The organism is Bradyrhizobium sp. STM 3561, assembly GCF_045571455.1.
Lineage (GTDB): Bacteria > Pseudomonadota > Alphaproteobacteria > Rhizobiales > Xanthobacteraceae > Bradyrhizobium > Bradyrhizobium vignae.
In genome coordinates this window covers 5,724,567-5,742,586 of sequence record NZ_CP120695.1, presented here as the reverse complement: position 1 = coordinate 5,742,586, position 18,020 = coordinate 5,724,567, and the positions used below count along the sequence as shown (strand labels likewise).

At 63.6% G+C, this 18,020-nt stretch carries 15 protein-coding genes and 1 tRNA gene; 15 read left to right on the top strand and 1 reads right to left on the bottom strand.

Annotated elements, in window-relative coordinates; translation table 11 throughout:
• Nucleotides 1–8: 8 nt before the first annotated feature.
• The 7 genes from P6U28_RS27170 (at nt 9) to P6U28_RS27140 (ending at nt 6,365) form a co-directional block, all read left to right on the top strand.
• Nucleotides 9–599: a glutathione S-transferase family protein gene (locus tag P6U28_RS27170; RefSeq protein WP_122401044.1), complete on the top strand. Its 591-nt coding sequence runs from the start codon at nt 9–11 to the stop codon at nt 597–599.
• A 17-nt stretch (nt 600–616) separates the two neighbouring features.
• A complete protein-coding gene (locus P6U28_RS27165) occupies nt 617–1,081 on the top strand; it encodes a GNAT family N-acetyltransferase (protein ID WP_122401045.1) in 465 nt (154 codons plus the stop codon).
• Nucleotides 1,082–1,254: 173 nt separating this feature from the next.
• Nucleotides 1,255–1,521 carry a hypothetical protein gene (locus P6U28_RS27160; RefSeq protein ID WP_407120263.1) on the top strand — a complete coding sequence of 89 codons (267 nt, stop codon included), beginning with the start codon at nt 1,255–1,257 and terminating at the stop codon, nt 1,519–1,521.
• A 3-nt stretch (nt 1,522–1,524) separates the two neighbouring features.
• The gene (locus P6U28_RS27155; RefSeq protein ID WP_407120262.1) at nt 1,525–2,697 is read left to right on the top strand and encodes a phosphoserine transaminase; all 1,173 of its coding nucleotides are present in this window, start codon (nt 1,525–1,527) and stop codon (nt 2,695–2,697) included.
• 118 nt (nt 2,698–2,815) lie between these two features.
• Nucleotides 2,816–4,405 carry a phosphoglycerate dehydrogenase gene (gene serA, locus P6U28_RS27150; RefSeq protein WP_122401048.1) on the top strand — a complete coding sequence of 530 codons (1,590 nt, stop codon included), beginning with the start codon at nt 2,816–2,818 and terminating at the stop codon, nt 4,403–4,405.
• 216 nt (nt 4,406–4,621) lie between these two features.
• The gene (locus P6U28_RS27145; protein WP_122401049.1) at nt 4,622–5,794 is read left to right on the top strand and encodes an acetyl-CoA C-acyltransferase; all 1,173 of its coding nucleotides are present in this window, start codon (nt 4,622–4,624) and stop codon (nt 5,792–5,794) included.
• Between the two features lie 349 nt (nt 5,795–6,143).
• Complete coding sequence (locus P6U28_RS27140) at nt 6,144–6,365, top strand: hypothetical protein (protein WP_376707306.1); 222 nt, start codon at nt 6,144–6,146, stop codon at nt 6,363–6,365.
• A 94-nt stretch (nt 6,366–6,459) separates the two neighbouring features.
• Here P6U28_RS27140 and P6U28_RS27135 read toward each other — a convergent pair whose 3' ends face one another.
• Entirely contained in the window at nt 6,460–9,828 is a 3,369-nt protein-coding gene (locus P6U28_RS27135) for a PAS domain S-box protein (protein WP_407120261.1), read from the bottom strand.
• A gap of 702 nt (nt 9,829–10,530) precedes the next feature.
• Between P6U28_RS27135 and P6U28_RS27130 the strand changes: the two genes are divergently transcribed.
• The 8 genes from P6U28_RS27130 (at nt 10,531) to P6U28_RS27095 (ending at nt 17,981) form a co-directional block, all read left to right on the top strand.
• On the top strand, nt 10,531–10,965 hold the full coding sequence (locus P6U28_RS27130) for a phasin (protein WP_122401052.1): 435 nt from the start codon (nt 10,531–10,533) through the stop codon (nt 10,963–10,965).
• A 367-nt stretch (nt 10,966–11,332) separates the two neighbouring features.
• Nucleotides 11,333–11,409, top strand: a tRNA-His gene (locus tag P6U28_RS27125).
• A gap of 888 nt (nt 11,410–12,297) precedes the next feature.
• Nucleotides 12,298–13,329, top strand: coding sequence for an IS110 family transposase (locus P6U28_RS27120; protein ID WP_407120260.1), 1,032 nt, complete (start codon nt 12,298–12,300; stop codon nt 13,327–13,329).
• Nucleotides 13,330–13,681: 352 nt separating this feature from the next.
• Entirely contained in the window at nt 13,682–14,230 is a 549-nt protein-coding gene (locus tag P6U28_RS27115; protein WP_164937309.1) for a LysE family transporter, read from the top strand.
• Nucleotides 14,231–14,616: 386 nt separating this feature from the next.
• A complete protein-coding gene (locus tag P6U28_RS27110; protein ID WP_129142538.1) occupies nt 14,617–14,925 on the top strand; it encodes a DUF1330 domain-containing protein in 309 nt (102 codons plus the stop codon).
• Between the two features lie 134 nt (nt 14,926–15,059).
• On the top strand, nt 15,060–15,269 hold the full coding sequence (locus P6U28_RS27105) for a hypothetical protein (RefSeq protein WP_245163395.1): 210 nt from the start codon (nt 15,060–15,062) through the stop codon (nt 15,267–15,269).
• 265 nt (nt 15,270–15,534) lie between these two features.
• Nucleotides 15,535–16,566 carry an IS110 family transposase gene (locus tag P6U28_RS27100; RefSeq protein WP_407120260.1) on the top strand — a complete coding sequence of 344 codons (1,032 nt, stop codon included), beginning with the start codon at nt 15,535–15,537 and terminating at the stop codon, nt 16,564–16,566.
• Between the two features lie 470 nt (nt 16,567–17,036).
• Complete coding sequence (locus P6U28_RS27095; RefSeq protein WP_122401054.1) at nt 17,037–17,981, top strand: DUF5996 family protein; 945 nt, start codon at nt 17,037–17,039, stop codon at nt 17,979–17,981.
• Nucleotides 17,982–18,020: the final 39 nt, after the last annotated feature.

The window sequence follows — 18,020 nt, the reverse complement described above, 5'->3', positions numbered from 1 at the left end:
CGGCAGCGATGAAGATCTACGGCGATAGCAATTCCGGCAATTGTCTGAAGGTGAAGTGGGTCTGCGACAAGCTCGCGCTGCCCTACCAGTGGATCGAGGTCGACACGAGCAAGGGCGAGACGCGCACGCCGCAATTCCTGAAGATGAACGGCGCCGGCCAGGTGCCGACCGTCGCATTCGACGACGGCCGCACGCTGGCACAGTCCAACGCCATCATCCGCTATCTCGCCCGCGACAGCGTCCTCATTCCGCGTGATCCCTTCGCTGCGGCGAAGATGGACGAATGGCTGTTCTGGGAACAGTACAGCCACGAGCCCTATATCGCGGTGTGCCGTTTCCTCATCGTCTATCTCGGCAAGGACGTCGCCGAGCTCGATCCTGAAAAGGTCAAGCGCGGCTATGCGGCGCTGGACCGCATGGAGCAGCATCTCTCCACCAGCCGCTTGTTCGCCGGCAATGAGGTTTCGCTCGCCGACGTGTCGCTGCTCGCCTATACCCGCCTCGCGCATGAAGGCGGCTTCGATCTTGGCCGTCATGCGTCCGTCCGCCGCTGGATCGGCGAAGTCGAAGCGTTTCTCGGCCTTTCGCCGGTGCGCTGAATCCGGAGTTGCCTGACATGAACGACGAAGCCGTCTGCATCCGTCCCGCGCGCCGCGAGGACGTCGCCGCGATCGTGGCGATGCTCGCCGACGATCATCTCGGCCGCGCGCGCGAGCGCGTGGAGAATCCGTTGCCCGCCGCCTATTACGACGCATTCGCGCGCGTCGAGCGCGATCCGAATCTGACGCTCGTGGTTGCCGAGAGCGCGGGCAGGGTGGTCGGCTGCCTGCAACTCGCGATCCTGCCGGGCATCAGCTCGCAAGGCGGCGTGCGCGGCCTGCTCGAGGACGTTCGCGTTGCCTCCGATTGTCGCAGCCGCGGCATCGGCGAGCAGCTGGTGCAATGGGCGGTGACGGAAGCAAAGGCGCGCGGCTGCAATCTGGTCGAACTGCTCACGCACCAGACGCGAATCGATGCGCAGCGCTTCTACAAACGGCTGGGATTCACCGCCAGTCACGTCGGCATGACTGTCCGCTTTTGAGGCAGCGCGACGCGAGCGCTGTGCGATCAGCGAAATCGAGCCTCGCATTCGTTCATCTTAAGAGCTGATAAACTACCCGGCGGTCGTTCACGTTCCCATGGGAACGAACGGTGCTACGGCAGCCTCTGACACCGAACTCGGTCGGTTCGCGGATTTCGATGACAAGCTATTCAATGATCAAGGTCGGCAACGACTACGTCGTGCAGGCCAATGACAAATGCATTTTGAAGGTCGGCAGCCGTCGCAGGGCCGCGCAATTGATCAGCGATGCCACGGACATGCTGAATGCGCTGGCCGTGGTGGAATCCCAAATACCGTGCCCGAGACGCCATCACCGGCGCGTGAGGCCCCGGAACTTCCTTGACTGCCCTTCACGTTTCCCGTATCAGCCGCGGCGGGACACCTCCCCCCAACGGGAGGCTTACTATCTGGAAGGGTAGATCATGACTGTAGCGAAGCCCGCTTCGCGGCCGACTGTGCCGCATTTCTCCTCCGGCCCCTGCGCCAAGCGCCCCGGCTGGAATGCCCAAAATCTCAAGGACGCAGCGCTCGGTCGCTCGCATCGCGCGAAGATCGGCAAGACCAAGCTCAAGCTAGCCATCGACCTGACGCACGAGGTGCTCGAGGTTCCCGCCGATTACCGCATCGGCATCGTGCCGGCCTCCGATACCGGCGCGGTCGAGATGGCGCTGTGGTCGCTGCTGGGTGCGCGGCCCGTCACCACGCTCGCCTGGGAATCCTTCGGCGAGGGCTGGGTCAGCGACATCGTCAAGGAATTGAAGCTGAAGGACGTCACCAAGCTCAACGCGGGCTATGGCGAGATCCCTGATCTCTCCAAGGTCGATCCCAAGAGCGACGTCGTCTTCACCTGGAACGGCACCACCTCGGGCGTGCGCGTGCCGAACGCCGACTGGATCAGCGCGAGCCGCGAAGGCCTGACCATCTGCGACGCGACCTCGGCTGCGTTTGCGCAAGCTCTCGACTGGTCCAAGCTCGACGTCGTTACCTTCTCCTGGCAGAAGGCGCTCGGCGGCGAAGCCGCGCACGGCATGCTGATCCTCTCGCCGCGTGCCGTTGAGAGGCTGGAGACCTACAAGCCGGCCTGGCCGCTGCCAAAAATCTTCCGCCTGACCAAGAGCGGCAAGCTCAACGAAGGCATCTTCGTCGGCGAGACCATCAACACGCCGTCGATGCTCTGCGTCGAGGATTATCTCGACGCGCTGAACTGGGCCAAGTCGATCGGCGGCCTCAAGGCGCTGATCGCGCGTGCCGACGCCAACACCAAGGTGCTCGCCGACTGGAAGGCGAAGACGCCGTGGATCGACTTCCTGGCCAAGGACGCTGCGATCCGCTCCAACACCTCGGTGTGCCTGAAGTTCACCGATCCCGCGATCACCTCGCTTCCGGCGGACGCGCAGGCCGACTTCTGCAAGAAGCTGGTGGCGCTGGTCGAGAAGGAAGGCGCCGGCTACGACTTCGCCTATTACCGCGATGCGCCGGCGGGCCTGCGCATCTGGTGCGGCGCCACGGTGGAGGCGAAGGACGTCGAGCTGCTGACGCAGTGGATCGACTGGGCCTTTGCCGAGACCAAGGCACAGCTCGCAAAGGCGGCTTGACCAAACCATCTTCGTCATGGCCGGGCTTGACCCGGCCATCCATCAATCGATGATGGATCCGCGGGTCGAGCCCGCGGATGACATTCCGTAAATGCAGCACGCACCACGGATCATCCCCATGACAATACCCAAAGTTCTCATTTCCGACGCGCTCTCGCCCGCTGCCGTGCAGATCTTCAAGGACCGCGGCGTCGAGGTCGACTTCCAGCCCAATCTCGGCAAGGACAAGGACAAGCTCGCCGAGATCATCGGCAATTACGACGGGCTTGCGATCCGCTCCGCGACCAAGGCGACCGCCAAGATCATCGAGAAGGCGACCAGGCTGAAGGTGATCGGCCGCGCCGGCATCGGCGTCGACAACGTCGAGATCCCCGCCGCCACGGCCAAGGGCATCATCGTGATGAACACGCCGTTCGGCAATTCGATCACGACCGCCGAGCACGCCATCACCCTGATGCTGGCGCTGGCTCGCGAGATCCCGCAGGCGGACGCCTCGACCCAGGCCGGCAAGTGGGAGAAGAACCGCTTCATGGGCGTCGAAATCACCGGCAAGGTGCTCGGCGTCGTCGGTTGCGGCAACATCGGTTCGATCGTCGCCGACCGCGCGCTCGGCCTGCGCATGAAGGTGATCGCGTTCGATCCGTTCCTGTCGCCGGAGCGCGCCAAGGACATCGGCGTCGAGAAGGTCGAGCTCGACGACCTCTTGAAGCGCGCCGATTTCATCACGTTACACACGCCGCTGACCGAGAAGACCAAGAACATCATCGATGCGGCTGCGATCGCCAAGATGAAGAAGGGCGTCCGCCTGATCAACTGCGCCCGTGGCGGTCTCGTCGACGAGCAGGCGGTGGTCGATGCGCTCAACTCCAAGCATATCGCCGGCGCCGCCTTCGACGTCTTCGTCGAGGAGCCCGCTACCAGGAACGTGCTGTTCGGCCATCCCAATGTGATCTGCACGCCGCATCTCGGCGCGTCCACCACCGAAGCCCAGGAGAACGTTGCGCTCCAGGTTGCCGAGCAGATGTCGGATTATCTCCTGACCGGCGCGATCTCGAATGCCGTCAACTTTCCCTCGATCACGGCCGAAGAAGCTCCGAAGCTGAAGCCGTTCATCGCGCTTGCCGAGAAGCTCGGCTCCTTCGCCGGCCAGCTCACCGAGACCGGCATCCTCAAGGTCGAGATCACCTATGAGGGCCATGTCGCCGAGATGAAGATCAAGGCGATCACCTCCGCGGTGCTGTCGGGCCTGTTGCGGCCGATGCTGGGCGAGGTCAACGTCGTCTCGGCGCCGGTCGTCGCCAAGGAGCGCGGCATGGTGGTGGACGAGATCGTGCGCGCCGCCCAGAGCGACTATGAGAGCCTGATCACCGTGACCGTCGCGACCGAACGCCAGGAGCGCTCGGTCTCCGGCACCGTCTATCACGACGGCAAGCCACGCCTCGTCGACGTCAAGGGCATCCGCGTCGATGCCGAGTTCGGCAAGTCGATGATCTACATCACCAACGAGGACAAGCCGGGCTTCATCGGCAAGTTCGCAAGCCTGCTCGGCGATGCCAAGATCAACATCGCCACCTTCCATCTCGGCCGCGTCGCGCCCGGCAGCGATGCCATTGCGCTGGTCGAGGTCGACGGCGCCGTGCCGGCCGACGTGCTCGCCAAGGTGCAGGCCCTGCCGCAGGTCAAGCAGGTCAAGGCGCTGTCGTTCTGATTTTCACCTCTCCCGTAGGGAGAGGTGACAGGGCAAGTCGACAGAGCCAGATTAATCACGCCCGTCACCATATATTCCGACCCACGGAACAACGCCGCCTCCCTCACTGGAGGCGGCGTTTTTATTTTCCCCGCGCCTGCCGAACTGTGTACCAATGGCGCCCAGAACGCCTCGTAGCTATGCTCCGTTCCAAATCGTTCGAAAAGGGAGAAAACAATGCGTGAAGCCGTCATCGTTTCCTATGCGCGCACGGGTCTCGCCAAATCCGGCCGCGGCGGGTTCAACATCACACCGCCGATGTCGCTCGCGGCCCACGCCATCAAGCATGCTGTGAGCCGCGCCGGCGTCGAGAAGGACTATGTCGAGGACTGCTATCTCGGCAATTGCGCCCATGGCGCGCCGAACATCGGCCGCCAGGCGGCGCTGCTTGCGGGCTTGCCGAAGACCACCGCCGGCGTCTCGGTGAACCGCTTCTGCTCCTCGGGTCTGCAGACCATCGCGATGGCGGCCAACTCGATCCGCTCCGACGGGGCCGACTGCATCGTCGCCGGCGGCGTCGAAAGCATCTCGATCCCGGGCGGCGGCTCGCCGAAGGAATCGATCGATCCTGAGCTGCTCAAGGTCGCTCCCGACATCTTCATGGCGATGATCGACACCGCCGACATCGTCGCCGAGCGCTACAAGCTCAGCCGCGAATACCAGGACGAGTACTCGCTGGAATCGCAGCGCCGCATGGCCGCGGCGCAGCAGGCCGGCAAGTTCAAGGACGAGATCGTCCCGATGAAGACCAAGATGAAGGTCGTCGACAAGCAGACCAAGGCCGAGAGCATCGTCGACTACGTCGTCGATCGCGACGAGTGCAACCGGCCCGACACCACGATGGAAGGGTTGGCAAAACTCGAGCCGGTGAAGGGCCCGGGCAAGTACGTTACCGCCGGCAATGCCAGCCAGCTCTCGGACGGCGCCGCCGCCGTGGTGCTGATGGAAGCCAAGGATGCCGAGAAGCGCGGCCTCAAGCCGCTCGGCCGCTTCGTCGCCTGGGCGACCGCCGGCTGCGAGCCCGACGAGATGGGCATCGGCCCGGTGTTCGCGATTCCGAAGCTCTTGAAGCGTACCGGCCTGAAGATCGACGACATCGATCTGTGGGAGCTCAACGAGGCCTTCGCCAGCCAGTGCCTATATTGCCGCGACAAGCTCGAGATCGATCCCGCCAAGTACAACGTCAACGGCGGCTCGATCGCGATCGGCCATCCCTTCGGCATGACCGGCGCCCGTCTCACCGGCCATCTGCTGCAGGAAGGCGCGCGCCGCAAGGCCAAGTGGGGCGTGGTGACGATGTGCATCGGCGGCGGCCAGGGCGGCGCCGGCCTGTTCGAGATCTATCACTGAGATCGTCGCAAGGAACACGAAAAGGGCACGGCACGGCAAGTGCCGTGCCCTTTTGTTTGAACCACCGTGCCGCAAAGCTGGTCTGCAACCGAAGCCTTATTCGTCGAGCGCAGGAAATCTTTGGCTGGCCGCGCGTTATGCGCGACGGGGCAGATGGAGGAGAACGCTCATGCGCTCAACAATGGCAGCAATCCTGACGACGATCCCGCTCCTGGCGGCGCCGGCGATCGCGCAGCAGACAACGCCGAACCCGAACATGCAGAGTGAGGCGGACAAGGGCATCAAAACGGAAAACTCCGGCGCTTCGGGATATGTCGGAGAGCAGGATAAGCCGGGCACGGCCGCAACCATGCCGGGCGATCGCAACCGTGCCGACAGTGGTGTTGCCACGTCCCCGAGCGCGCAGAATTCAGGCGCGGGCATCGCGGGAGCACCCGGCAACAAGAGCGGTCCGCCCGCCCAGAAGGGAACAGTCGGATCGGCCTCCCCAAATCTTTCGGTCCAGGAGCAGGACCCTTCGAACGTCAAGGGCATGCCGGGCAACAAGAGTGGTCCGCCCGCGAAGCGATAGGTGATCGCAGCAGAGCCCGGTTCTGGAACCAGCTCCTGCGCAGGAGCTTTGCTTCACCTCTCCTGAAGCGAGAGGCCGGGGGGCGCGACACGCTCTAAGTCTTCGCCAGCGCCGGTGCGAACACGACCTCGATCAGCGTGCCATGACCGGCGCTCTTGATGTTGAAGCGGGCGCGGTTGGCTTCGACCAGCGCTTTCGTCAGCGACAGGCTGAGCGCGGAATTGTCGGCGGCATCGCCGGGCGGCGGGGTGCGGAACGGCTCCATTGCGGCGGCGACCTCGCGCTCGGTGAGGCCGTGGCCGGTGTCGCGGATGCGCAGCGCGATCTCGCCGCGGTCGGTGAGTGCCGTCGAGACGATGACCTGGCCGCCGGCGGTCGCAAGCCGGATCGAGTTCGAGATCAGGTTCATGGTGATCTGCCGCATCGCGCGCGCGTCCGCGTTCACCTGCGGCAGCGCATGCCCGAGCGAGGTGCGGATGATGATGCGCTCGCGATTGGCCTGCGGCTGCATCACCGTGACGCAGGCCTCGACCAGGTCGTTGAGATTGAGGTTGGCGAAATTGAGATCGAGCTTGCCGGTCTCGATCCGCGACAGCTCCAGCAAATCGTCGATGATGGTGATGACGCGCTCGCCGGAAGCGCGGATGTCCTTCATGTATTCACCATAGCGCTCGTTGCCGAGCGCGCCGAAGCGTTCGGAGATCATCACCTCGGCAAAGCCGATGATGGCGTTGAGCGGCGTGCGGATCTCGTGGCTGATCCGCGCCAGCATGTCGGCCTTGGCATTGGCTGCGCCGTCGACGAGGCGGCGGGCCTGGATCAATTCGCTCTCGCCCTTCTTGCTCTGCGAGAGGTCGCGGAACACGGCGAAGAAGTTCGGCCCGTCCGGCCGCGTGCGGCCCATGATCATGGCGAGCGGAATCACGCCGCCCTTCTTCTCGCGTCCCAGCACCTCGCGGCCGTGGTCGAGCAGGCTGGAGATGTCCTGGCTCTTCAGGCTTCCCAGATAGTCGGCGACGATCTGCTGGCTCTCGGGCGCGAACAGCGTCAGCAAATTCTGCTCGAGCAGCGCTTGCCCGTCATAGCCGAACAACGCTTCCGCGCTGCGGTTGCAGGCGTGGATGTTGCCTTCGGCATCGAACATGACGATGCCCTCGGCGGTGGTGTCGAGGATGGCGGCGAGATCCTCGGCATCGGCATCGCCGGCCGCGGGCTCCACGTCCGCCGCGTAGGAGTCCGCGACAACGGAGTCGGCCACCAGGGTCTCTGTGACGGCAGCCGCCGCGGTGATGGGGGCCGCCTGCGGCCCTGCGCAGATCAGCGCATGCGCGCTCTCGCCGTCCCAGTCGATCGTGTGCAGATGCGCATTTGTCGTCGCCAGCGGCGCTTGCCCGTTCGCGACCGTCGCGCTGATCGCAACCGGCGTGCCGCCTTGCGAGGTGCTGCTCGCCGATGACACGCCAGGCTCGACATAGAGCGCGTCAAGTCCGCCTGCATCCTCCAGCGCGTTCAGGCTGGCATAGCCCATGCGCGCGAGGAAGGCGGGATTGGCGTAGAGCAGGCGGTCGAGCCGATAGATCAGGATGCCCGTCGGCAGGAGGTCGAGCAGCATGCGGTCGCGCGCGCTGGCGCCGCTCGCCGGCGGTGCCGGCTCGGCCAGCCATTCGGCTGCAGCCTGCAGCGGCTCCGGCGGTTCGGCCGAGATCTCCGCCGCCGGCTCGGCCGTATCCGCCGCGATGGTCTCGCGCTCGCGTTCGAGCCGCTCGGACAATTGCCGAGCGAGCTCGTTGAACGCGCTGTTCTCGACCGGCGTCAGCGTCGGGGCGCGCGTATCTCCGGGCGGGCGGAACGGCACGACATTGGGAGGCGTTTCCACGGGCGTGTCCAGATCGGTTGGGTGTGAAGTCGCGTCGCTTGTGGGCTCTGTCAGGTCGGGCTCGGCTGTCGGCTCGGGTGGCTCGACTGGCGGCGCCGCCGCCGCTGCTTCGGGCTCTGCTTCGGATTTGGGCTTAGGTTCGACGACGTCAGCGGAGCGGCCCTGCTGCGCCGGCGGCGCGCCGAGCGGCTCGAAGCGCCTGAGCGCCTCGAGCCGGTTGAGGCCGTCGAGATCGCGGCAGACGCCGAATCCTTTGAAGCCCGCAAAGTTGTGCTCGCGATCGTAGACCGGCAGGCCCGCAAGCTCGACCGGAATGTGCTCGCCGCCATCGGCCGGCCAGCTCACGGTGATGCCGGCCCAGGTGTCGTGGCTCTCGAGCGCCTTTGCCACGCGCCCGTCCGGATCGAGCGAGAATTGCTCGGCGATCTCGCGCCAGGGGCGGCCGAAGCCGGCGGCCGTGCGCGCGCCGATCAGGCGGATGAATTCATCGGAGAGAAGCACAAAGCGGCCCTCTGCATCCGACTGCCAGAGGAAGCGCAGCGGATGCTGACGCGGTGCGGGCGGCTCTTGCTGGCCCGAGGCCCCTTGGCCCGACGGCGGCTCGACCATGCCGACAGTGATCGGCGTAGCCTGCGCCGACACAAGGGCCGAGCAGTGGTTTTCAACCGGAGTTTTGGCCGCGGCCTCACTCCTCTGGTCGGGCACCGGCGCCTCCACGGCCGCTTCGGCCGGTTCGGACGCGGGCGTCATCGGCTCGGCTGTTTCGTTTGCGTCGACCGGCTCCGCGAAGGCGTCGAACAATGCGATGCCGCCCGGCTCCTCCAGCGATGACGGCTCGCCCGTCACCGCGGCCTCCCGCAGTGCGGATTCAACCGGCGCTTCGGCGACGGCATTCGTCGTGTTCTCCGGCGCGACCGCTGCGGGCGCCTTGTGCGCGGCACCGGGCTCGATCAGCGCGACCAGCCCGACATCGGCCCCGGTGCCGACCCGCTGCAGCACCATCTGGCCGATCCCGATCGGCGTCGCGGCGCGGCCGGTTGTCAGCGCATCGCTGCGGGCCCGATCGAGGCCGGCCTCAAAGAGATCGCGAAAGCCGAGCAGGGAGCGGGCTGCCTCGCTCGCTCCGACGAACAATCCATCCGGCGCGAACGCCGCCATCGGCACATTGGCGCCCGCAACGAGGCGATGCAGCCGCTCCACCAGCGGCATCGGGCGCAGCGTCGGGTCCATCGCGGTGATGAGCACGGCATGGCCGCCATCGGCGAAGTCGAGCCGCGCGCAGGCGCAGGTCATCAGTGTGCCGAGCCGGGCGCCGAAGCCGCGCAGCCGCTCGAGCCGCACCGCGCCGTTCGCCGGCAGCTGGTGCGCGAGCCTGATAACCTGACGGCGATGGCTATCCGCCGGGCCGAACACCTTGTCCGCAAGGCCTGCGCTATTCGCCGCGCCGAACAGTCTTGCGCCGACTGGATTGGCCCACAGCACGCGCGCGCCGTCGATCGACCACAGCCAGGCCGGCAAAGGAGAGGTCGCATGCACGGCCAGCCGCGGATCGCCTACCCCTCGCAACTGGAAATCCGAACGCGTCATAAGGCCGGCTGTCGCTCACGCATCAGGGCGGCCGCCGGGAATGGCAGCCTTAAGAAAGGGTTAGTATCGCCCGGAAGGCGCGGGCAGGTCCACGGCCGCAAGCCCGCAAGAGCCCCCCAAGCGGCGATAACCTTAATGCGCCCAGACCCGCAAGCCGCAGCCAGCTTCATCCAAGGGATTCGCGAAGGGATTCGCGTCTTCAGGCTGGCTTGCCAAGAGATGTGCCTTCACGCGGCATCGCAGCTGCCCATCCTCCTCTGGAGGGCCTGGAGGGGGAGGATCGGTTCGCATGCAGCGAAACGGAGAGCGAACCGAGGTGGGGTGACAGTCTCTCCCCGCAGGCGATCCTCATGTGGACAGATCAGCCCGCCGCGCCTCGCATGGCTGACCCGTAGCGAGCCGACCCTCCTCCCCAACGGTGGGCAAAAGGCGGCCAAGCAGGCACCGCACTACCTCAACCCGCGGTTCCCCCGCCTTGGAACTTCACCCTCTACGAGATTAATTTCGCAACGCATCCTCAGGACGATTGCGATGCACAATGTTGACATGATAGGCAGCCATAGTGCTGGGCGCTGGGCGAGCCATCTCGTTTGTTTCGCGTTTCCAGTCTTACGTTCCCGCTCAATGCCAGGGTCCACAATCGGGGCCGGCGGGCGCGCCAGAAGGCTCACTCCACTTTTTCAATTTGCGTGAGGGACCAACATGACAGGTGCGACTGATCCGTTTTCTGCCTCGATCATCCCGTTCGAGGTTCCTGAGCAGATGCGTGCGTTCGCCGAGAAGGGCGCGGCGCAGGCCCGCGAGAACTACGCCAAGTTCAAGGACGCCGCCGAAACCCACAACGGCACCGTCGAGGCCGTGTTCACCTGCGCCAGCAAAGGCGCGAGCGAGTACACCGCCAAGCTGGTCGAGTTCATGAAGGCCAACTCCAACGCCCAGCTCGACTTCGCCCAGCAGCTGTTCGGCGCCAAGTCGCCGTCGGAAGCCTTGGAGCTGTGGACCGGCCACGCCCGCAAGCAGCTCGAGACCTTCCAGTCCCAGGCCAAGGAGCTGGTCGAGCTCACCCAGCGCGTCGCCGCCGAGACCGCCGAGCCGATCAAGGCGAGCGCCTCGAAGTTCTACCAGCCCGCCGCCTGAGCGGTGAGGCCGGTTTGAGCTAAGAAACCCGGGCCGAAAGGCCCGGGTTTTTTTCACCTCTCCTGCTTGCACATGTAGGAATCCGGGAAGGTCGTCATGCCGGGACAAGCCCGGCCATGACGATGTGGAAGCTTCAGCGCCCTAAGCGCCAGCGTCATATGCGCTGCCCTGCCGCAAGCGAGAGAGGGGGGCGCAACCCTCGACGCCCGCCACCGCGTCCGATTTCCTCGCACCGAAGGTGATTTCCGCCGGTTTTTCACCCCATTGCGGCCTTGCCAAAAACCCCCGTTGCACCTAGTTTCCGCCCCGTCCAGCCCCCTCGGTGACCGGCCCAATCAGGGCGTCCCAAGGCGCGGCTCGCCAGGATGCAGTTGTAGCTCAGTTGGTTAGAGCGCCTGTCTGTGGAACAGGAGGTCGGTGGTTCGAGCCCACCCAACTGTACCAATGTTCTCAGCCTAAATCGGGTTGGTTCAAAAGGTCGCGTAGCTACCAATTAGCTATCACGCGGGGACGATGAACGACGAAAGTGACGCTGTGCTTGTCGATATTTGCGACAACGACAACACCTATGCTCGCAGCATCATTCAAGCTGCGGGCCGCGATGAGGCCATAGCCAAGGCTGAAGAGTGGGCGCGGGTGAGGTCCCAAGAGACCGGGAAGCCCTTGTTGATCGGCAAGCGCCCCGGCCATCCCGGTAGTGTCCACAGCAAAGTGTTCGGTCCACCGACGCGACGCCATAGTTCTCGAGAGAGGCAAGGTCGAAGCGGCGCCGGACGACCTTTATGTCGATTGTACCGCGAAAGCATTCAGGAAACGCCCGTCGGTTCCGGTCTTTGATGCGGAAGAGATCACGCGCCAGCAGGTGCGCCCGGGACGTCTCAGTTTGAGTGCGGCCTTGATTGCGCATGTGGAAGCATCTTATGGCGATGACGCGATCAAGAATGACTTATGTGCGCCAATTCCGTCAGTAGAGCTCGCGGCAGATTATTTGAGCACGATGCTGGACACTTTGCGAAATGAACGGCGATGGGGGCCGATAAGGAGCTGCGTCGTTGGATCGACCAGCATAGGTTATCCGGCACTGGTTTTCCGGACACCGGCGTAAGGTCAAGTCCCGAAGGAGTACGTATCCTCGAGCGTCTGCGCGAGGCCCGTCCACGGGCTGTAGCAAACCTGACACGCCTTATCGCCGAGCTCGACTCGATGCACCAGGCTTCGTGACAGGTGCGCACGAAGATCTGCTCGTGATGCTGTGGACGGCTCCTCCACGGGCACGAGAGTGCCAAGGAGTGGGCGCCGTTTTGAGGCTCCCACGATTCGGAGGAGGAGCCTATGCAGTCAATTTCGACAATCGGTCTGGATATCGCGAAGTCGGTCTTTCAAGTGCATGGTGTTGATGCAGCCGGCCAGGTGGTCATACGCCGTCAGTTGCGGCGCCGACACGTCCTGGCATTTTTCCAGAAGCTGCCGCCTTGCGTGGTGGGGATCGAGGCTTGCGCGTCATCGCACCATTGGTCCCGCGAGCTGCAGGCGTTGGGACATACGGTGCGGTTGATGCCTCCAGCCTATGTGAAGCCCTACGTCAAGCGGCAAAAGAACGACAGCACCGACGCGGAGGCGATCTGCGAGGCGGTCACGAGACCCAACATGCGATTCGTGCCGACCAAGACGGTCGAGCAACAGAGCTGTCTGATGCTTCATCGAGCGCGCCATCTCTTCATCCGCCAGCAGACTGCCGTCATCAATTCAATCCGCGCCTATCTTGCCGAGTTCGGGATTGTCGCTCCTGTCGGGCGCAGGGGTGTCGAGCAACTGCTGGAAGTCGTCGCCGATACAGCCGACCACCGGCTCCCAGAGGTAGCCCGCGCGTGTCTTGCGGCTCTCGGCAGCCAATTGCGGGCATTGAAGGCCCAAATCCTAGAGTTCGACCGACGTATCATCAGCTGGCATCGATTGAACGCGACGAGCAAACGGCTGGACGCGATCCCCGGCGTCGGGCCGGCGCTGGCAACAGCGTTGGTCGCGAGCGTTGCCGATGCCAACGCCTTCCGATCGGGACGGGACTTCTCGGCCTGGATCGGGCTCGTGCCGAAGCAGAACTCGAGCGGGGGCAAGGACAAGCTTGGCAGTATCAGCAAGCAAGGCGATCGCTATTTGCGCAGCCTGTTCACGGCAGGCGCACTCGCCGTGATCCGCTATGCCAAGATCCACGGCAGCGGTCACAGGCCCTGGCTCACTGGATTGTTGGCGCGGCGCCCCACCAAGGTCGCTGCCATCGCGCTCGCCAACAAGCTCGCCAGGATGGCATGGGCGATGATGGCAAGGAACGAACGCTATAGGGAACCTGCCGCTCTCGCGGCGTGAATGAGATCACACCGGCCAGCCGGCGTGGCGTAACGGTTGGGAGGACGAACAGCACGTAATGCAGTGCCGGTCGATCCGGCGATCAGGACAACCCACAATGGGCCAAGGCATCTTCGAATGCGTGCTTGTGATAGGGACCTGATCCGCGGAGGGCATTATGGCCAGCGGTCATGAGAGCCGCGCAAACAGGCCGAACACATGGCTGCTCCGACCAATGCTGCGACGTGAAGATTCTTCTTGCCAACCCGGAGCCGTCCACACATGGCCCATCGCTTCCGTTAGCGCGTCGCGGCGAGATGTCCGGAGTCGGGGGTAAACCGGAAGCACCCGACCGCTGGTCAGAACGGCGCTTTTGACCCTGAGCCGACTTGGTGGCTCACTCGATAATGCGTTCGGCGCGGTGGCACTCGGGGTCTCGATCGGGTCGTTGTTTTGGGGCTTGCTGACGGGCGCTGCTCTGACGGCGCTGGTGGCCGCGTATGCCTCAACTCTCGTCTTCATCAAGATCATCGGGGGTCTCTATCTCTTGTGGCTCGGTTTCAGGGCTTTTCGATCGGCCGCTTGTCCAAGACCGATCGAGACCCGGGATCACCTTGGGCCGCAATCGGCCTTTCCGTTCTTCATGCGCGGACTGATCGCGCAGATGACGAATCCAAAAGCCGCCTTGGCATGGATCGCACTCATGTCGCTCGGCCTCCAGGCCGATCCACCCTGGTGGGTGATTGCGGTGATCATTGCGGGTACGACGTTTCTCTCCGTCGTTGGCCACCTTCTCTATGCGCTCGCCTTCTCCACCGAGCGCATCGTGCTCATTTACCGGAGGGCGCGCCGCTCAATCGACTTAGCGCTGGGCACCTTCTTCTGCTTTGCCGGCATCAAATTGCTAACGAGTCGCACGTGACCGTTGCCTCCACCAAGCCCGACGATCTTGTTGGTGCGTGAACATTTTGAAATCTGAAGACATCGGGCGGCTCGAGGGGCGACTCTGACGTCGAGCCACATCGTTACATGGGCACATCTTCGCTGCGCCGGAGCCGTCCACACACGGCCCATCTGCGGAGTTGCGCTGTGTCTGCCGGAGGTCCGCTCACAACTCCAGAGCGGGCCAGATTTGCTCAACCTGAATACTTCGCATTTTGCCCCTGAACGGACCTCGACGGTCCACCCGCCGGGCCACTACCCTCAAGCCCAACGGTATCGTCAACCCAACGGAACCATCGGCACGGCGGGCAATTCAACCGCCAGTGGCCCCTTTTGACTTGAGAATGCAAAGATGAGGAGGACAACATGCCGAACGCGTATTGGATCGGGCGCATCGATGTGATCAAACCCGAATACACCAAAGCCTACGGCCCCGCCCTCACGGCGGTGCTCCGCAAATACGGTGCGAAATTCCGGGTGCGCGGCGGCACCTTCGAGGCGGTGGAGGGCAAGTCGCGCGAGCGTAACATCGTGATCGAGTTCAAGGACTACGAAACCGCGCTCGCCTGCTACCGCTCACCTGAATACACCAAGGCGAGGGAACTGCGCGCCGGCGCCGTGGACATCGACATCATCGTGATCGAAGGCTACGACGGCCCGCAGCCCACGGATTGAACCCCGCTTTGGCGGCGCGCACCACGCAGCCTGATTTTGCCTCGTAGGTCGTTAGCACCACCGAAAGTCTCCTTCTGGCCCGTGACTGACCTGCGCGGCAATGTCCGCTTCCGAGAGGTGACCCGACCAAGGGCATGCTGGCTGCCGAGGGCAGTCTTTTGACCCAACGCGGAAATCACAACCCGTTTCATTCATCGTTTAGCACGCCGATCTTTTCGGTTGATCGACCGATGCTGCGCAACCTACCATTGGGCGTGCCCGGTGTTCAAAGCTGGCCTGGGCGGAGCAAAATGAGCACAGCAATGAAAGGCCGTTTGATCGGCTTGGTCGTGATCGACTGGTAATACTCGTTATGTACCTGTTCGGCACCACCAACCCGGCGGTTTTTGCTGTGGTGACGATTGGTGTGCCCGCACTAGCTCTGACGGTTGCTCTGCCCATGGCGTTGTGGATCAGGTCCAATCGTTCTTCAACTCAAACTAGGCCACCTTCAAGTTCAAACTAGGCCGCCATGTCCGCTTGTGATGCTGTGGACGGCTCCTCCACGGGCACGAGAGTGCCAAGGAGTGGGCGCCGTTTTGAGGCTCCCACGATTCGGAGGAGGAGCCTATGCAGTCAATTTCGACAATCGGTCTGGATATCGCGAAGTCGGTCTTTCAAGTGCATGGTGTTGATGCAGCCGGCCAGGTGGTCATACGCCGTCAGTTGCGGCGCCGACACGTCCTGGCATTTTTCCAGAAGCTGCCGCCTTGCGTGGTGGGGATCGAGGCTTGCGCGTCATCGCACCATTGGTCCCGCGAGCTGCAGGCGTTGGGACATACGGTGCGGTTGATGCCTCCAGCCTATGTGAAGCCCTACGTCAAGCGGCAAAAGAACGACAGCACCGACGCGGAGGCGATCTGCGAGGCGGTCACGAGACCCAACATGCGATTCGTGCCGACCAAGACGGTCGAGCAACAGAGCTGTCTGATGCTTCATCGAGCGCGCCATCTCTTCATCCGCCAGCAGACTGCCGTCATCAATTCAATCCGCGCCTATCTTGCCGAGTTCGGGATTGTCGCTCCTGTCGGGCGCAGGGGTGTCGAGCAACTGCTGGAAGTCGTCGCCGATACAGCCGACCACCGGCTCCCAGAGGTAGCCCGCGCGTGTCTTGCGGCTCTCGGCAGCCAATTGCGGGCATTGAAGGCCCAAATCCTAGAGTTCGACCGACGTATCATCAGCTGGCATCGATTGAACGCGACGAGCAAACGGCTGGACGCGATCCCCGGCGTCGGGCCGGCGCTGGCAACAGCGTTGGTCGCGAGCGTTGCCGATGCCAACGCCTTCCGATCGGGACGGGACTTCTCGGCCTGGATCGGGCTCGTGCCGAAGCAGAACTCGAGCGGGGGCAAGGACAAGCTTGGCAGTATCAGCAAGCAAGGCGATCGCTATTTGCGCAGCCTGTTCACGGCAGGCGCACTCGCCGTGATCCGCTATGCCAAGATCCACGGCAGCGGTCACAGGCCCTGGCTCACTGGATTGTTGGCGCGGCGCCCCACCAAGGTCGCTGCCATCGCGCTCGCCAACAAGCTCGCCAGGATGGCATGGGCGATGATGGCAAGGAACGAACGCTATAGGGAACCTGCCGCTCTCGCGGCGTGAATGAGATCACACCGGCCAGCCGGCGTGGCGTAACGGTTGGGAGGACGAACAGCACGTAATGCAGTGCCGGTCGATCCGGCGATCAGGACAACCCACAATGGGCCAAGGCATCTTCGAATGCGTGCTTGTGATAGGGACCTGATCCGCGGAGGGCATTATGGCCAGCGGTCATGAGAGCCGCGCAAACAGGCCGAACACATGGCTGCTCCGACCAATGCTGCGACGTGAAGATTCTTCTTGCCAACCCGGAGCCGTCCACACATGGCCCGAGGCTGACTAACGCGACGCTCGTCCAAGCGTCGGCTCTTAAGTGCAGACCGGACGTGGCGTGCAAGGAACCGGACCGCCGATAGCCTCGGGAAAATGGCCGGACCTCAACGAACTTGGCGACGCGCCATCGTCAAGGCTCATATGTGAAATAACGATACGAGCGCCTCGTCCGGGCGACCAAGCACAAAGGAGGAAACCCCATGAGCGCGATCTGGCCGGAAATCCCCTTCGAGACATGGCGCGAAACCTGTTCTGCGCTTCATTTGTATTGCCAAGTTGCCGGCAAGTATCGGCTCGCGAGGACGCCGTGGATCAACCATTCATGGCACGCGACTTTCTACGTGAATGCTCGCGGGCTCACGACTTCACTGGTTCCAGACGCCTCAGGTATCGAGATCACCTTCGATCTCTCCCGCCATATCGTGATCGCAGAGGCCTCTGACGGGCGCAGGGTTGAAATGGCGCTCGGGCCGATGTCCGTTGCCGACTTCCACACCAGGTTCTGTGAGCTGGTGGGACGTCTCGGCGGCACACCGGAATTCGACGGCCGGCCCAATGAAGTCCCTGATCCAATCGCTTTTCAGGACGACCGTCAGATCCGCCCCTATGATGCAGACGCCGCCACGCGGTTCTTCAGGGCCCTGGTTGCAATCGACGGTGTTTTTCATCGGTTTCGGACGGGCTTCACCGGAAAGGTCAGTCCAGTCCATCTCTTTTGGGGCAGCTTCGATCTCGCGGTGACGCGCTTCTCCGGACGTCCTGCTCCGCTTCACCCGGGGGGCGTACCGGGTTTACCTGATGAAGTGACGCGCGAGGCGTACAGTGATGAAGTCTCATCCGCCGGCTTCTGGCCGGGCGGAGGCGGCACAGACTTTGCGGCTTTCTACTCCTATGCCTATCCCACTCCGAACGGCTTTGCCGACGAACAGATTTTGCCGACGGGCGCATATTTCGATCGGAAGCTCGGAGAATATCTCCTGGCCTACGACATTGTGAGGAAGTCAAGCGATCCAGAGGGGACGCTCATGTCGTTTCTGGAAAGCACCTATCGTGCGGCAGCGGATCTCGGAGGCTGGGATCGTGCCGCGCTCGAATGTCCGATTGGTCACCCCCTTCGGCCCCGCCCTCTCAACAGGAAGAGGTGAAGTTCACCAGCCTTCCCGTTGTTCAGGCAGAGCACCTTA

Bases quoted from the DNA above. Each gene is read 5' to 3' on its own strand.
- P6U28_RS27105 (WP_245163395.1), top strand. From the start codon at position 15,060: ATGCTGGCTGCCGAGGGCAGTCTTTTGACCCAACGCGGAAATCACAAC.
- P6U28_RS27140 (WP_376707306.1), top strand. From the start codon at position 6,144: ATGCCGGGCGATCGCAACCGTGCCGACAGTGGTGTTGCCACGTCCCCG.
- P6U28_RS27100 (WP_407120260.1), top strand. From the start codon at position 15,535: ATGCAGTCAATTTCGACAATCGGTCTGGATATCGCGAAGTCGGTCTTT.
- P6U28_RS27165 (WP_122401045.1), top strand. From the start codon at position 617: ATGAACGACGAAGCCGTCTGCATCCGTCCCGCGCGCCGCGAGGACGTC.
- P6U28_RS27170 (WP_122401044.1), top strand. From the start codon at position 9: ATGAAGATCTACGGCGATAGCAATTCCGGCAATTGTCTGAAGGTGAAG.
- P6U28_RS27160 (WP_407120263.1), top strand. From the start codon at position 1,255: ATGATCAAGGTCGGCAACGACTACGTCGTGCAGGCCAATGACAAATGC.
- P6U28_RS27135 (WP_407120261.1), bottom strand. From the start codon at position 9,828: ATGACGCGTTCGGATTTCCAGTTGCGAGGGGTAGGCGATCCGCGGCTG.
- serA (WP_122401048.1), top strand. From the start codon at position 2,816: ATGACAATACCCAAAGTTCTCATTTCCGACGCGCTCTCGCCCGCTGCC.
- P6U28_RS27130 (WP_122401052.1), top strand. From the start codon at position 10,531: ATGACAGGTGCGACTGATCCGTTTTCTGCCTCGATCATCCCGTTCGAG.
- P6U28_RS27145 (WP_122401049.1), top strand. From the start codon at position 4,622: ATGCGTGAAGCCGTCATCGTTTCCTATGCGCGCACGGGTCTCGCCAAA.
- P6U28_RS27120 (WP_407120260.1), top strand. From the start codon at position 12,298: ATGCAGTCAATTTCGACAATCGGTCTGGATATCGCGAAGTCGGTCTTT.
- P6U28_RS27110 (WP_129142538.1), top strand. From the start codon at position 14,617: ATGCCGAACGCGTATTGGATCGGGCGCATCGATGTGATCAAACCCGAA.
- P6U28_RS27155 (WP_407120262.1), top strand. From the start codon at position 1,525: ATGACTGTAGCGAAGCCCGCTTCGCGGCCGACTGTGCCGCATTTCTCC.
- P6U28_RS27095 (WP_122401054.1), top strand. From the start codon at position 17,037: ATGAGCGCGATCTGGCCGGAAATCCCCTTCGAGACATGGCGCGAAACC.